This is a genomic window from Olleya sp. HaHaR_3_96 (assembly GCF_019278545.1).
Taxonomy (GTDB): Bacteria; Bacteroidota; Bacteroidia; order Flavobacteriales; family Flavobacteriaceae; genus Olleya.
In genome coordinates, this window is the sequence record NZ_CP058987.1 from 1,263,451 (window position 1) to 1,277,737 (window position 14,287).

16 protein-coding genes are annotated in these 14,287 nt (G+C 32.7%); 12 read left to right on the forward strand and 4 right to left on the reverse strand.

What is annotated here, in order from left to right:
• Positions 1-160 precede the first annotated feature (160 nt).
• The 12 genes from H0I26_RS05405 to H0I26_RS05460 all read left to right on the forward strand — a co-directional run bounded on the left by H0I26_RS05405 (position 161) and on the right by H0I26_RS05460 (position 10,660).
• On the forward strand, positions 161-877 hold the full coding sequence (locus tag H0I26_RS05405; protein WP_218701347.1) for a DUF547 domain-containing protein: 717 nt from the start codon (positions 161-163) through the stop codon (positions 875-877).
• A 40-nt stretch (positions 878-917) separates the two neighbouring features.
• The gene (locus H0I26_RS05410) at positions 918-1,784 is read left to right on the forward strand and encodes a transporter (RefSeq protein WP_218701348.1); all 867 of its coding nucleotides are present in this window, start codon (positions 918-920) and stop codon (positions 1,782-1,784) included.
• A 71-nt stretch (positions 1,785-1,855) separates the two neighbouring features.
• Complete coding sequence (locus tag H0I26_RS05415) at positions 1,856-2,857, forward strand: glycoside hydrolase family 113 (protein ID WP_218701349.1); 1,002 nt, start codon at positions 1,856-1,858, stop codon at positions 2,855-2,857.
• On the forward strand, positions 2,854-4,107 hold the full coding sequence (locus H0I26_RS05420) for a POTRA domain-containing protein (protein ID WP_218701350.1): 1,254 nt from the start codon (positions 2,854-2,856) through the stop codon (positions 4,105-4,107). The genes H0I26_RS05415 and H0I26_RS05420 overlap by 4 nt, the downstream gene beginning before the upstream one ends.
• Positions 4,108-4,238: 131 nt before the next feature.
• Positions 4,239-4,931 (forward strand): NUDIX hydrolase, encoded by a 693-nt coding sequence (locus tag H0I26_RS05425; RefSeq protein WP_218701351.1) that lies wholly within the window; start codon positions 4,239-4,241, stop codon positions 4,929-4,931.
• A gap of 63 nt (positions 4,932-4,994) precedes the next feature.
• Positions 4,995-5,831, forward strand: coding sequence for a ribose-phosphate diphosphokinase (gene prs / locus H0I26_RS05430; protein ID WP_218701352.1), 837 nt, complete (start codon positions 4,995-4,997; stop codon positions 5,829-5,831).
• Between the two features lie 7 nt (positions 5,832-5,838).
• Positions 5,839-6,807 carry an ADP-ribosylglycohydrolase family protein gene (locus H0I26_RS05435; protein ID WP_218701353.1) on the forward strand — a complete coding sequence of 323 codons (969 nt, stop codon included), beginning with the start codon at positions 5,839-5,841 and terminating at the stop codon, positions 6,805-6,807.
• Positions 6,797-7,312: an O-acetyl-ADP-ribose deacetylase gene (locus H0I26_RS05440; RefSeq protein WP_218701354.1), complete on the forward strand. Its 516-nt coding sequence runs from the start codon at positions 6,797-6,799 to the stop codon at positions 7,310-7,312. The genes H0I26_RS05435 and H0I26_RS05440 overlap by 11 nt, the downstream gene beginning before the upstream one ends.
• Before the next feature lie 22 nt (positions 7,313-7,334).
• Complete coding sequence (locus H0I26_RS05445; protein ID WP_218701355.1) at positions 7,335-7,892, forward strand: RNA 2'-phosphotransferase; 558 nt, start codon at positions 7,335-7,337, stop codon at positions 7,890-7,892.
• Entirely contained in the window at positions 7,892-8,623 is a 732-nt protein-coding gene (locus tag H0I26_RS05450) for a metallophosphoesterase family protein (protein WP_218701356.1), read from the forward strand. The genes H0I26_RS05445 and H0I26_RS05450 overlap by 1 nt, the downstream gene beginning before the upstream one ends.
• A gap of 31 nt (positions 8,624-8,654) precedes the next feature.
• Positions 8,655-9,203: an NADAR family protein gene (locus H0I26_RS05455; protein WP_218701357.1), complete on the forward strand. Its 549-nt coding sequence runs from the start codon at positions 8,655-8,657 to the stop codon at positions 9,201-9,203.
• Positions 9,204-9,208: 5 nt separating this feature from the next.
• Positions 9,209-10,660: a nicotinate phosphoribosyltransferase gene (locus tag H0I26_RS05460; protein ID WP_218701358.1), complete on the forward strand. Its 1,452-nt coding sequence runs from the start codon at positions 9,209-9,211 to the stop codon at positions 10,658-10,660.
• Positions 10,661-10,771: 111 nt separating this feature from the next.
• Here the strand turns inward: H0I26_RS05460 and H0I26_RS05465 are convergent, their stop codons facing one another.
• Genes H0I26_RS05465 through arsM form a run of 4 tightly spaced genes read right to left on the reverse strand, consistent with a single transcriptional unit; the run spans position 10,772 to position 14,270 of the window.
• A complete protein-coding gene (locus tag H0I26_RS05465; RefSeq protein ID WP_218701359.1) occupies positions 10,772-11,461 on the reverse strand; it encodes a TIGR04283 family arsenosugar biosynthesis glycosyltransferase in 690 nt (229 codons plus the stop codon).
• A 32-nt stretch (positions 11,462-11,493) separates the two neighbouring features.
• Entirely contained in the window at positions 11,494-12,375 is an 882-nt protein-coding gene (locus tag H0I26_RS05470) for a DUF547 domain-containing protein (RefSeq protein ID WP_218701360.1), read from the reverse strand.
• A complete protein-coding gene (locus tag H0I26_RS05475) occupies positions 12,372-13,253 on the reverse strand; it encodes a sterol desaturase family protein (RefSeq protein WP_218701361.1) in 882 nt (293 codons plus the stop codon). Before H0I26_RS05475 ends, H0I26_RS05470 begins: the two co-directional genes overlap by 4 nt.
• Positions 13,254-13,301: 48 nt before the next feature.
• Complete coding sequence (gene arsM / locus H0I26_RS05480) at positions 13,302-14,270, reverse strand: arsenosugar biosynthesis arsenite methyltransferase ArsM (RefSeq protein WP_218701362.1); 969 nt, start codon at positions 14,268-14,270, stop codon at positions 13,302-13,304.
• Positions 14,271-14,287: the final 17 nt, after the last annotated feature.

Here is a 14,287-nt window from a genome sequence, read left to right on the forward strand (position 1 = left end):
TAACTTAATTGCTTTTATAATTTAGAATGGGTTTAAATTAAGAAACGCTGTAAGGTTTGATTCTCAAATTAGACCCTAATTTTTTTATTTTTTTTTGAAAGTTTGTTGCAAAAGTTAAGACTTATAGCATGTTACACTTATTATAAAACAAAATTCAAAGATGAAAAAGAACCTCTTAATATTACTTGTTGTTTGCGGAGTAGTTTCCGTACAATCTCAATCCTTAAATGATTTTTTTACACAAACCGACGCGTTTTTAAAAACACACGTGGCTACAGGTAAAGTAGATTATGAGGGCATAAAGAGTGACACAGAAACTTTAAACACAATCTTAACACTTGCCAAAGGTGTATCGGTAGATAAGTCAGATGCTAAAAATTATCAAGCGTTTTGGATTAATGCGTATAATTTATCTGTAATTAAAGGTATAGTAGATAATTACCCAATAGCATCACCTTTAGATAAAGCAGGCTTTTTTGATAAAACAACATATAGCTTAGCAGGTAAACAAGTCACTTTAAATACTATTGAAAATGAGTTGTTGAGAGCTAATTTTAAAGATGCACGATTTCACTTTGTATTGGTTTGTGGAGCAATAGGTTGCCCACCTTTAATCGCTGATGTGTATTTGCCAAAAACACTAGAAGCGCAATTGGAAAAACAAACAATGTTAGCTTTAAATGGTAATTATTTTATAAAAGTAAACGCTAAAAAGAAAACAGTTGAAGGGTCTGAAATCCTAAAATGGTATAACGAAGATTTTGTGCAAAATGGGTTAACCGAAATTCAATTTATAAATACTTACAGAACCAACAAAATACCAGAGGATTACAAATTAAAATACTTTACCTATAACTGGAAATTAAATAAACAATAACATAATAACGCTTACGCGGAAATAAATAAACACACAAAACATGAGAAAACTAACCATAGTATTACTTGCTTTATCAACAACCTTTATAGGTTTTTCACAAGAAGATCAAACCGAAACAACTAGTAATATTCAGACGTATACCCCTTCTAAATTATTGAGTAAAGGGCAATGGGATATTAAATTTTTTAATAATTTATATACACAAAACGAAAGCACTTTCTCTTCTGGTACAGAACCAAGAGAAACATATTTTACCTCTACAGTAGATGTTTTTACGGGACTTAGTGATAATAATAGGTTTAACGTTGGATTATTATTAGAGTTTAGATCCAATGTCATTGGAGATAGAGATGCTTTAGATGTGTTTAAATTTGATGGAGAATTAAATAGCGCACGTTCTGGATTTACGTCTTTTGCGCCAGCAATTAAGTTTAACCCTTTTAAAAGTGTTAGTAATTTTACAATTCAAACGGCTTTTCATATTCCTTTAGTTGATAACGAAAGCGAGAATGGTGTGTTTTTAGATCAAAAAGGGTTTACATTTCAAAACCGTTTTTTTTATGATTATAATTTTAGCTCTAAATGGCAGTTATTTACGGAGTTGAATACCGAATATCATTTTGGTAAAAAAGAAGAAAGCTTTGCCAACAATAGTTTAAGTCTAACACCTGGTGTGTTTTTAAGTTATTTCCCAACTTCTAAATTTACTGTTTTAGGATTGGTTCAACATTCACAGCGTATTGATACGGGTAATGATTTTGAACAAGATTTTACAGCAGTAGGTGGAGGTGCAAAATATCAATTGACTGATGTTTTAAATATCGAGACATTATACACAACCTTTGTAAGAGGTAATAATACGGGTTTAGGACAATCTTTTAATATTGGATTAAGAGCCTTATTTTAGTAGTTTCAGAAATATATAAACAAAATAAATCCTGCTGAAGAGTGGGATTTATTTATATTTAGTCAAAAAATATGCGCAGTATACAAATCTTATTATTAATAGTGCTTTTGCAATCTTGTACAGCTCAAGAGAATAAAATAAATGGGGTGAGTTTTGTGGCACACAGAGATAGTATTACTCAAAAGAATGTCGATCCTTTAGTAAATATAAATGCTAATTATGCGGCAATAATGCCTTTTGGGGTCATTAAAGATTTGGCACATCCAGAAATTAGTTATGGTTCCGAGCGTCAGTGGTTTGGCGAAACTAAAATTGGCGGTAAACAATATGTTAAAGCTTTAAAAAAGGATAATATCAAAATTATGCTTAAGCCTCAAATTTGGGTCTGGAGAGGAGAGTTTACCGGTTTTATTACCATGAAATCCGAAGCGGATTGGAAAATACTAGAAACGACATACTCTAAATATATTTTGGAATTTGCACAAGTAGCACAGGAATCTAATGCTGAGATTTTTTGTATTGGAACTGAATTAGAGAAGTTTGTAGAACAAAGACCAGACTATTGGACTGATTTAATTAAAAAAGTTAGAGCCATTTATAAAGGGAAACTGACCTACGCAGCCAATTGGAATGAATATCTAAAAACACCTTTCTGGGAACAATTAGATTATATAGGAATTGATGCATATTTTCCAGTTAGTGATAGTAAAACGCCAACTATTGAGGAATGCCTTGCAGGTTGGGTCAAACATAAAAAAAGTATAAAAGCCTTCTCTGAAAAATATGGTAAACCGATACTTTTTACAGAGTTTGGATACAGAAGTATTGACTATGCAGGAAAAGCACCTTGGACTGTAGATAGAATAGAGAGTAAAGTTAATTTAGACGCGCAGAGTAATACAACTAAAGCCCTGTTTCAGACGTTTTGGAAAGAAGATTGGTTTGCAGGAGGTTTTGTTTGGAAATGGTTTATTAATCATGATAGGGTTGGTGGGATAGAAAATAATCGTTTTACACCACAAAATAAACCTGCAGAACAAGTCATTAAAGCGCAATATGATATTAAAGGATGAGAAAATTACTATTTTTTTTAGCATTACTATATGCGTCTGTAATGGCATCGCAAAATATTACGGACATTAAGATTCAAGGTAATAAAAAATTGAAGTCTAGTTTTGTTAAAAAAGTAGCAAAAGCAAAAATGGGATCTGTTTTGGACTCATTGCAATTAGAAGAAGATATTAAATTGCTTAAACGTTTGCCATCGGTTTCTCATGCGTATTATCAAGTGTTTCCTTCAGATAATGGTGATTATAATGTGTTTTATAATATTGAAGAAAACTTCACTATAATTCCTTCGTTTAATGTATACACATCTAATGATGGTGAGTTTGCATATCGCTTAGGTTTGTACGAGTTTAATTTATTAGGACGGAATATGGTTTTTGGCGGCTTTTATCAAAAAGATATTTATAGTTCTTATGGTATTAATTTTAGAGCCCCGTTTTTGTTTAGTCGTGAATTTGGTTTGGCCGTAAATCATCAAGATTTACAAACATTAGAGCCTGTGTTTTTTGATAATACGACTTCAGATTATAGATATAGAAACAAATCATTTGAGGTTTTAGGATTGTATCAACCCAACTTTAATAATCGTTTTGAGTTTGGAGTTAATTCTTTTTTAGAAGAATACGAATATGTGTCAGGAGCTACAAGTCTTAGTGTTCCACAAAATTTAAGTGTTCAAAAGCTACTTTATAAAGGTATTTATGAATATAATAATTTAGACTATCATTACCAGTACGTTTCTGGATTTAAAAGCCAATTGAATGTTCAATATGTAACTTCAACAAGTGATGCATTACCTGAGTTTGTAATTGGTTGGAACGATTTTAATTTTTATAAACGCCTCGGTCAAAAAGGGAATTGGGCAACAAGAGTACGTGTAGGGTTATCTAGTAACGATGATACCCCGTTTGCGCCATTTTCTGTAGATAACAATATAAATATTAGAGGTGTAGGAAATACTATTGATCGAGGTACAGGAGCAGTGGTATTAAATACGGAATATAGACATACTTTATATGAAAAAAACTGGTTTGTACTTCAAGGAAATGCTTTTGTAGATGCTGGTAGTTGGAGAAACCCAGGTGGTGATTTAGGTGACTTTGGACAAGCTGATAACCTTCGTGTGTTTCCTGGTTTAGGAGTGCGCTTTATTCATAAATCTATATTTAATGCTATTTTTAGAATTGATTATGGTTTTGGAGTTACGGAAAATGACGGTCAAGGTTTAGTTTTTGGTATTGGTCAGTATTTTTAGTCAAGTACAGTAATTACAAATCTTCAGTACGGAAGAAATAATGTTGTATTAACTTATCTGTATGTTTAGATTGAAGACTAGTTGAGCCATAACAATTTTAATAGTTATCTTTGTGTAAATAATACACAAAAATGAGTGCGATTCAAAATATTAAAGTTGCTGTAGATGCTGTTGTTTTTGGGTACTCTTCTCAAAAAAATCTATCAGTTCTTTTAATTAAAAGGGGTGTAGCTCCTTTCAAAAATACTTGGGCGTTGCCAGGAGGTTTGGTTTTGGATAACGAGTCATTAGAGTCTGCAGTTCAAAGAGAACTTAAAGAGGAAACTGGGGTCACTATTGATTATTTAGAACAATTATATACTTACGGTAAACCCGGTCGTGATCCTAGAAATCGTGTGGTTTCTGTATCTTATTTCGCATTAGTCAAACCACGTCATTTTAAAATTCAGGCAGACACAGATGCAGCAGAAGCACAATGGTTTGATTGTAATCAATTGCCGGCGTTAGCATTTGATCATTCAGGTATTTTACAAACGGCGAAAGCCCGTTTAAAAGCTAAATTAACTTATCAACCTATCGGTTTTGATTTGTTAGAAAAGGAATTTCCTTTTTCTGACTTAGAGCATTTATATACTTCAATCTTAGAAAAAAATATAGATAGACGTAATTTTAGAAAGAAAATTTTAAGTTTCGGTATCCTTGAAGACACTAATAAAATAAGTCAGAAAGGAAGCGGAAGACCAGCCAAGTTATTTAAATTTAATGTTAAGAAATATAATACTCTTTTAGAGGAAGGTTTTCACTTTGATATTAAGTTTGTGTAAATAATACGCAAAACATTTTGCAGCTATTAACAATTGGTTTATATTTGTGTAAAAATAACGCAAATGTATTTAAATTTAGATCCTCAGTTCACGCCATTTCATTCAGAACCAAACATAGCGTTTGAAACGTTTACTTTTTCTGGAGGAGAACCACACATTAAAATCTTATCTGATTTATCAAACGTTTCAGAAGTCACTATAACAACTAGAACACGATCGTTTAATGATTTTGGATTGTTGCTATTAACAATAGATGCACTAAAGCGTTTTTATATTCAAAAAATTAATGTCTTTATACCATACTTTCCTGCAGCAAGACAAGATAGAGTTATGGTAAAAGGCGAGCCGCTTTCGGTTAAGGTGTATGCTGATTTATTAAACAGTTTTAATCTTAATAAAGTGATGGTTTATGATGCGCATTCGGAGGTTACAGCTGCGGTTTTAGATAATTGTGAGTCCATATCCAATCATACATTTATAGAAACGGTCTTGTCAAGAATTAATTCAGAAGTCTTATTAATTTCCCCAGATGGTGGTGCCTTAAAAAAGATTTATAAAGTCTCTGAGTTTTTGGGAGGGATTCCAGTTATTGAATGTTCTAAAAAACGAAACGTAAAAAACGGAAAGTTAGAAGGCTTTAAAGTGTATGAAGATGATTTAAAAGGACAAGATTGTTTAATCGTTGATGATATTTGCGATGGAGGAGGCACATTTATAGGCTTAGCACAAGAGTTGAAAAATAAAAATGCAGGGAATCTTTATTTGGCAGTAAGTCACGGGATTTTTAACAAAGGTTTTGAGGTGTTAAATCAACACTTTACTAAAATTTTTACTACAGATAGTTTTAAAACAATAGCGGATGGTGTGGAGCAGATTACAATTAAAGAGTTGTTAAAATAAAATTAAAATGAAAACAGAAGCTATAACAAATATGTTTTTAGGATTAGCTCTAGCAGATGCGTTAGGTGTTCCAGTTGAGTTTAAGTCAAGAGGATATCTCTATAAATATCCAGTTAATTCCATGTTGGAATTTGGAACGCATAATCAACCTGCAGGTACTTGGAGTGATGATAGTTCTTTAACATTTTGTTTGGCAGAAAGTTTAATTAAAGGGTTTAATTTAAGTGATATTGCAGCAAGTTTTATAAAATGGAGGCATGCGCAATTATGGACGCCTCGTGGTAGTGTGTTCGATATTGGTATGCAAACTCGAAAGTCTATCGATATACTTCAAGGGTTGATAGAAGATGAAGATTTTGAAGGTTTACAAATGCTAAAATACAATACTGACGAATATAGTAATGGAAATGGATCTTTAATGAGAATACTTCCTTTATTGTTTTTTATAAAAGGAAAGTCAATTAAACAACAATTTGATATTGTTTGGGAGGTTTCGGCCCTAACGCATGGTCATATTAGAAGCGCAATTTCCTGTTTGATTTATTTGAAATTTGCAGAATATCTTATAGAAGATAATACTATTCGTCACGCTTATGTATTGATGCAGAATGATATTAAACTCTTTTTTACGGAAGAAGCTATCTCTGATTATGAAACGATTCATTTTAAAAGATTAATTGAACATGATATTTCACTTTTAGTGCCAACCAAAATAAAATCAGACGGGTATGTTATTAATACATTAGAAGCTAGTTTTTGGTGTTTGCTAACAACGGATTCATATCAAGAATCGGTTTTTAGAGCTATTAATTTAGGTGGAGATACAGATACTACTGCTGCGGTAGTTGGAGGAATAGCAGGCCTGGTTTATGGTCTAGAATCCGTTCCAAAACAATGGATTGATAGTTTGGCTAGAAAGGATGATATTGTAGATTTAAGTAATCAGTTTTTTAAGAGATATAGTCATGAAAGTTAAAATATTAAAAGGAGATATTACTAAAATAGAAGTAGATGTAATAGTAAATGCAGCTAATTCTAGCCTGCTTGGAGGTGGCGGTGTTGATGGTGCAATCCATAGAGCAGGAGGGAAAGCTGTTTTGGAAGATTGCCAAGCTATTAGAAATAAACAGGGTAAATGTAAAACAGGAGAAGCTGTCATGACGACAGCAGGTAATTTACCAGCAAAAAAGATAATACATACTGTTGGTCCGGTTTATAATGGAGGAAAACGTTTAGAAAAAGAAAAAGAAGGATTAACTAATTGTTATGTAAATAGTTTAAAACTAGCCGAGGCTAATGGTTTACAATCCATAACGTTTCCAAACATAAGTACAGGGATTTATAGATTCCCTAAAGAGTTAGCCGCACAAATTGCTTTAGAAGCAGTCACTAGTTTTAATTCTGAGGTTATTGAAACAGTTGTTTTTATTTGTTTTGATGACGAGAACTATACTATTTATAATAGCCTTTTAAACCAATAATTCATAACTAGAATAATTAATCATGAACGAAACAGATAAAAAAAGAATAAGTAAGTTTTTAAGTCTGATTTTGAGACATAATCCGGCCACCATAGGATTGATATTAGATGATAATGGTTGGGCAGATGTTGAGGAGCTTATCGAGAAATCAAAATTGAGTCATCAAAATTTTACGGTGGCGCAACTTGAAGAGGTTGTTGTGACCAATGATAAACAACGATTTGGATTTAATGAAGACAGAACAAAAATAAGAGCCAATCAAGGGCACTCTTTAAAAACAGTTGATTTAGAATTGAAAGCAATCCAACCACCAGAATTTTTATATCATGGTACAGTTGCACGATTTATAGAATCCATACAAAAACAAGGATTACAAAAGCAAAGTCGACAACATGTTCATTTAAGTGGTGATATAGAAACAGCTGTAAAAGTGGGCAGTAGAAGAGGTAAGCCAATCGTTTTATGTGTTAATGCTATAGATTTACATAACCAAGGACATTCGTTTTATTTATCTAAAAATGGCGTTTGGTTGACGGGCGCTGTTCCTTCTGAGTTTATAGATTTTAAAGAAAAAAAATAATGAAAAGAACACTAGCAATAGGAGATATTCACGGAGGATTAAAAGCTTTGGAGCAGTTAATACAACGTATAGAAATAACTGAAGCGGATTGTTTTATTTTTCTTGGTGATTATGTGGATGGTTGGAGTGATTCTGCTCAGGTTATTCAGTTTTTAATAGAATTTTCAAAAGACCATGATTGTATTTTTATAAAAGGAAATCATGATGCTTGGTGCGAACAATGGTTAGAAAAAGGTATCGAAAACCAACCGTGGTTTGTTAATGGAGGACAAGAAACAATTCAAAGTTATTCTCAATTTTCTGACGCGGAGCGCGCAATTCATTTACAATTTTTTAGAGATATGAGATTGTATCATCTTAATGAAGAGAATCAATTGTTTATACATGCAGGCTTTACTTCTATGCATGGTGTAACTAAAGAAGTTCATCCTGAAAACTTGTATTTTGACAGAACACTTTGGGAAATGGCGTCAACAATGGATAAGCGCATTAAAAAGGATTCAGATTTATATCCCAATCGGTTAAAACATTATAACGAGATTTTTATCGGACACACACCAACCATACGCTATAATTCTGATGTGCCAATGCAGGCTATAAATGTTTGGAATGTAGATACAGGTGCTGCTTTTACAGGGAAACTGTCGGCAATAGATATTGACAGTAAGAATGTGTTTCAAAGTGATACGTTACAATCACTATATTCAAATGAACAGGGAAGAAATAAATAAAGGGTTATTGATTAATAGAAAGGTAATAAAGATGAAATATACAATTGAAACGATAATAAGTACAGAACATTCAAATCAATATTTGCTATTTTGGGGACATCAAAGAAACAAAGAGGGAAGTATATCTAAAAGTTGTTTTAGTCAATGGTGGACATCAAATTTTGTAGTTGAAGGTGTCACGTACCTAACTGCAGAACATTTTATGATGGCAAAAAAAGCAAAGCTATTTAAAGATGATGTTGTACTTGATAAAATTATAGCGTGTAAAACACCAGAGGAAGCTAAAAAATTAGGAAGACAAGTAAAAAATTATGATCAAAAGACTTGGGAGGACAGTAGGTTTGAAATTGTTAAACTAGCTAATTATTTTAAGTTTACTCAGAATTTACAATTAAAAGAATTTTTAATTGAAACCAAAACAAGTATTTTGGTCGAAGCAAGTCCGGTTGATAGTATTTGGGGGATTGGTTTGGCAGCAGAAGATAAAAATGCTCAAAACCCCAAAGAATGGAAAGGTTTAAACTTATTAGGTTTTGCGCTTATGGAAGTTAGAGACCAATTAATAAATGAAAAAAAATAAACAATATGAATCCATTATTATACACAGACGGTTATAAAGTAGACCACAGAAGACAATATCCAGATAAAACGACATTAGTATATTCTAATTGGACACCTAGAATGACTCGGATTAAAGGGGTTGATCAGGTCGTGCTTTTTGGATTGCAATACTTTATTAAAAAGTACATGATCGCAGATTTTAATACTAATTTTTTTAAACAACCAAAAGCTGAAGTTTGTAAAAAGTATCAAAGACGAATCAATAATTATTTAGGAGAGAATAGTGTTGGAATCAAACATATCGAGGATCTGCATGATTTAGGCTATTTACCTATGGTCATTAAGGCGTTACCAGAAGGGGTGTCCGTTCCTATCAAGGTGCCAATGTTAACGATGTATAATACTAAAGCCGAATTTTTCTGGTTGACTAATTATTTTGAAACCATACTATCTACGACATTGTGGTTACCATGTAACTCAGCAACAATAGCAAAACAATACCGTAAGATTTTGGATAAATATGCCAATGAAACGTCTTCTGTATTAGAGTTTGTAGATTGGCAAGGTCATGATTTTTCAATGAGAGGAATGGGAGGTTTGGAAGCTGCAACCGTATCTTCAGCTGGGCATTTGTTAAGTTTTACGGGTACAGATACGATTCCAACAATAGATTTTTTAGAAGACTATTATAACGCTAATTCAGATACGGAATTAGTTGGTGGTTCTGTTGCTGCAACTGAACATTCAGTAATGTGCATGGGGACCAATACAGGGGAGCAAGAGACGTTTAAAAGGCTAATTACAGAAGTATATCCAAACGGAATTGTATCGATAGTATCCGATACGTGGGATTTATGGAAAGTATTGACCGAGTATCTTCCTAATTTAAAAGAAGATGTTTTAGCTAGAAACGGAAAAGTGGTTATTAGACCTGATTCTGGAGATCCAGCGGATATTATTTGTGGTAATCCTAATGGTACAACAGAAGCTGCTAAAAAAGGTGTTGTACAATTACTTTGGGATATTTTTGGAGGCACAACTAATGACAAAGGTTATAAAGAATTAGATAGTCATATTGGTGCTATTTATGGAGATAGTATCACTATTGATAGAGCAACCGAAATTTGCGAACGTTTAAAACAAAATGGTTTTGCATCTACAAATGTGGTGTTAGGTATCGGGTCTTTTACTTACCAATATAATACACGTGATACGTTTGGATTTGCAATGAAGGCAACTTATGGTGAGGTAGATGGAGCGTCAAGAGAAATCTATAAAAATCCAATTACAGATGATGGTACTAAAAAATCAGCGAAAGGTTTAATTAAAATCGTAAAAGAAAACGGTAACTATGCGTTAGTTGATCAAGTCTCTTGGGAAGAGGAACAGAAAGGCGAACTAAAAGAAGTCTTTAGAGATGGAGAATTAGTAGTAGATCATTCTTTAGCTGAAATTAGAAAGCGAATTAGAGCATAGATAATGTCATATTGAGCGTAGTCGAAGTTTGCTTTTAATTAAAAATAAAGTTAATTTCGACTCCGTTCAGTGATATTACAATCTTAAAATAGTATTTTGGAAGGGTTTTATTTAAGTAATATACTTTTTGTAATAAGCACATAATTCCTCTGCAGAAGCGCCAAACCATTTTTTGACATAAATAGCCCAGAAATGGTATTGAATCTTCCAAACACCGTGTTTCTCATATAATCGGGCTGAGGTTTTTAGTTTTTTATTAATGACAACAAACTCTTTACGTTTATACAACTCATTTATTAAAATATTGTCTTCGTATATCATGTAGGACTCGTCAAAGCCACCAATATCATCAAATAGTGCTTTGGTAATAAATTGACTTTGATCACCACCGCGACTAGCTCTCCATGAAAATTTAGTTAACCAACTAGCCAAACGCAACCACCAATGGGTACTGTCAAATTGTAATCTGAAACAACCTGCGTTATTTCCTTTTTTTATTTCTTCTAAAATTAAATGATCATATCTGTTAGGTGGAAAAGAGTCGGCATGTAAAAAGTAAAGAATATCTCCTTTAGAAGCTTTTGCACCAATATTCATTTGTTTTGCACGTCCTTTTTCAGAATGTAACACTTTAATGTTCAAACCTAATGTGCTAATAATTGAAACGGTATTATCTGTACTTCCGCCATCAACAACAATAATCTCTTGAATGGTGTTTAATGAGGCGTTATCAATTAAATGATATAAGAGCTCAGTAATGTGTTCAGCTTCGTTTAAAACCGGGATAATAATGCTTATCATGCTTTATTTACGTAAGTTTTATTAGATTGGTTTTAGTTATTTAAGTCCCAGTTGTAATCTTTATAGCTAATTTTAGCTTTCGCTGAAATGGTTACGTCTGTATACTTGTTTAAAAAGTCAATCAAACTGCCATTTTGTTCAAAATCTTTATCAAACCATTTAAATATTTTTGATAATTTCAAACTGTTTTCTTTGATCTCGTTACGTTTAGTATCGCTTAAAAACTGTTTAGTTGCTGTGGTTAATTGCGTTTCTAATTTTGAAGCTATAAATGCAGTGTTTTGTAATTTAGGACAAGAATAAGAGGCGCAAACAATCGCAAAGTGTATACGGGGTTCATCCATTTTACGCAAAATTTCATGCTCAATGTCTTCTAAACTATACCATTTGTCTCCTAGTTCCCAAAGTTTTTGGCCCCAAGGGTCTTTGATGTCTTTAATGCTTTTTACAGGATCGTTTTTTATAATTAAATCTATTGTTAATGCGTTGTATGCATTAATCCAATAGGCTAATTTTTCGTTTTTAGACCAATTTGATTTAGGCGTATTATGCGCTAACTCATCAATATAAATGGCTAGTGTTGTTTTGTCGGCTTTAAATTTTTGATAGTTTACATTCCCAGATGCTGATACATGTTTTTGTAATAGTGTATTCCATCTTTTATGGCTAAATGTTGAGCTTTCAATTTGCTTAGGTGGTTTTGGAGGTAGGGGAAGTACTTTTATTTTACTTGTTGTAACTTCTTTTTGATCTTCAATTACAATAGTATGAGTATCTGTTTTAATTTCAGCAACAGCTTTCTCTTGTAAAACAGTAGACTCCTGGATTGGTTTTGTGGTGTCTTGAGCAACTTTTTTTGCATTACAACAAGAACTAAACAGGACAATTAAAATTAATACGATGCTATTTTTCATTTTTTTAAAGGATATAATTCTTGACTAATAAAATCTTTTGGAAACGTTTCGTCACCTTCAAAACCTAACTCGATATCACGACCATCATGCGGAATGTAATTGGTTTTAAAAATATAATCCCAAATACTTAACGTGATCCCAAAGTTTACACCATAAGTTATGTTTTTTGGTAAGTGTTTTACATGATGCCAAATGTGCATTTTTGGATTGTTAAATACATATTTTAAAGCCCCATAATCCCAGCCTAAATTGGCATGATTTAAGTGTCCAACAGTGATCGCGAAAAAGTGCACTATCGCAACATGTTGGGCATCAAAGCCGCCAATAATAGCAATAGGAATGTATAACATGGATTTATATAAAATAGGTTCCATCCAGTGGTAACGTAAATGTGCTGCAAATCCCATTTCTTTAACGCTGTGGTGTACTTTATGGAAGTTCCATAAAAACTCAAAACGATGTAATAAATTATGTGTAATCCATTGTGTAAAGTCAGAGATTATAAAAAATATAAACAAGCCTAACCATAATGGTAAATTGTCAACATCAAACAGCTGAAAGTTAGAAATAGATAAACCAACAACACCTAAAATATCATCAAAAAAACCAGCAGCAGTATTAGATAATGCTATTAAAATGATAAGATTAAGCAAAAAGAAATTAAAGAACATATAAAACGTGTCCAACCAAAAATCTTTACGGAAAATAGATTGGTTTTTACGCCAAGGAAACACAATCTCTAAACCCCAAACGACTAACGATATTATGATTAACCCATAAAAATAGTTGTCCCAGTTATTTGGGAATATAATTTGGTGTTTTAGATAGTTCCAATAACCAAAATAGGCGTTTTTTATAATGTCTATATATTTTTCCATTACGCTAAATTATTGCATTTAAATAGCAGATCGTGTAACATTCATTACTTAACAACAGCCACCACCATCATAGTGATATGTAGATTCGCTAATAAAAATATCATCTCTACCTAAAGCAGCAATGTCCCCTGCTGTTTTATCGCAGATAGCTATAGGTTGATTTTTAAGTAAAATGTGCCCTTTTTTATCGTCAAAAAAGTCTTGATCTCCATAGTAAATGGCAGCTTTACCTGTAAATATGCAAGGACCATCTTCTGGCATTGGATCTTTAATAGCAGCTATTTCTATAGATTCGATATAAATCAATTCGTCTGTTGGATAGTTTTTAGGATCTAAAATTCTGTAAGGTTTTCTAGCTCTAATTTCTATGGTTCCAAAACCGGCATCAGTCAATGCTTTTACGTAGTCTGCAATTGGTAAACTGCCGCTTAAGCATAAAGCACGTAATCTGTCATCATTACGTAATGTGTCATTCATTTCTTGCTCGCAAGTAGGATCACTCATTACTAATTTACCATGAGGTTTTAATACACGGTACATTTCGTCAATTGCTTTCTTTAAATCTTCCGCTTTAAAAATATTGAATAAACAGTTTTGCGCTGCCACATCAATAGAATTGTCTGCTACGTTAAGATTTAAAGCATCTCCTTTTACAAGATCCACAAAATCGCTTTTAAACCAATCGTTTTGTGCTTCGGCTTCGATAAAGTTTTGACGAGACGCTTCTAGCATTTCATCTACAACATCCACACCAATAACACCGCCTTTTTGACGGTTAAAATAAGCGAATTGTAATAATTCCATACCACCACCAACACCAACATATAACATTTTGGGGTTGTTAGTTAAGTCTCTTGCGTTTACAGTACTACCACAACCGTAGTTCATTTCCTGCATGATTTTAGGGATCTTAAGCCCTGGTAATTCCCATATAGGATTAGTGGTGCAGCATAATCCAACATCTGGTGTTAAAGCAGCTTCTTTATATAAATCGTTTGTAGCATCTAAATAGCTCATTTGTTTTTTTGTTTATA

Bases quoted from the DNA above. Each gene is read 5' to 3' on its own strand.
- H0I26_RS05465 (WP_218701359.1), bottom strand. From the start codon at position 11,461: ATGATAAGCATTATTATCCCGGTTTTAAACGAAGCTGAACACATTACT.
- H0I26_RS05420 (WP_218701350.1), top strand. From the start codon at position 2,854: ATGAGAAAATTACTATTTTTTTTAGCATTACTATATGCGTCTGTAATG.
- H0I26_RS05475 (WP_218701361.1), bottom strand. From the start codon at position 13,253: ATGGAAAAATATATAGACATTATAAAAAACGCCTATTTTGGTTATTGG.
- H0I26_RS05470 (WP_218701360.1), bottom strand. From the start codon at position 12,375: ATGAAAAATAGCATCGTATTAATTTTAATTGTCCTGTTTAGTTCTTGT.
- H0I26_RS05450 (WP_218701356.1), top strand. From the start codon at position 7,892: ATGAAAAGAACACTAGCAATAGGAGATATTCACGGAGGATTAAAAGCT.
- H0I26_RS05410 (WP_218701348.1), top strand. From the start codon at position 918: ATGAGAAAACTAACCATAGTATTACTTGCTTTATCAACAACCTTTATA.
- H0I26_RS05455 (WP_218701357.1), top strand. From the start codon at position 8,655: ATGAAATATACAATTGAAACGATAATAAGTACAGAACATTCAAATCAA.
- H0I26_RS05460 (WP_218701358.1), top strand. From the start codon at position 9,209: ATGAATCCATTATTATACACAGACGGTTATAAAGTAGACCACAGAAGA.
- arsM (WP_218701362.1), bottom strand. From the start codon at position 14,270: ATGAGCTATTTAGATGCTACAAACGATTTATATAAAGAAGCTGCTTTA.
- prs (WP_218701352.1), top strand. From the start codon at position 4,995: ATGTATTTAAATTTAGATCCTCAGTTCACGCCATTTCATTCAGAACCA.
- H0I26_RS05440 (WP_218701354.1), top strand. From the start codon at position 6,797: ATGAAAGTTAAAATATTAAAAGGAGATATTACTAAAATAGAAGTAGAT.
- H0I26_RS05405 (WP_218701347.1), top strand. From the start codon at position 161: ATGAAAAAGAACCTCTTAATATTACTTGTTGTTTGCGGAGTAGTTTCC.
- H0I26_RS05435 (WP_218701353.1), top strand. From the start codon at position 5,839: ATGAAAACAGAAGCTATAACAAATATGTTTTTAGGATTAGCTCTAGCA.
- H0I26_RS05425 (WP_218701351.1), top strand. From the start codon at position 4,239: ATGAGTGCGATTCAAAATATTAAAGTTGCTGTAGATGCTGTTGTTTTT.
- H0I26_RS05445 (WP_218701355.1), top strand. From the start codon at position 7,335: ATGAACGAAACAGATAAAAAAAGAATAAGTAAGTTTTTAAGTCTGATT.
- H0I26_RS05415 (WP_218701349.1), top strand. From the start codon at position 1,856: ATGCGCAGTATACAAATCTTATTATTAATAGTGCTTTTGCAATCTTGT.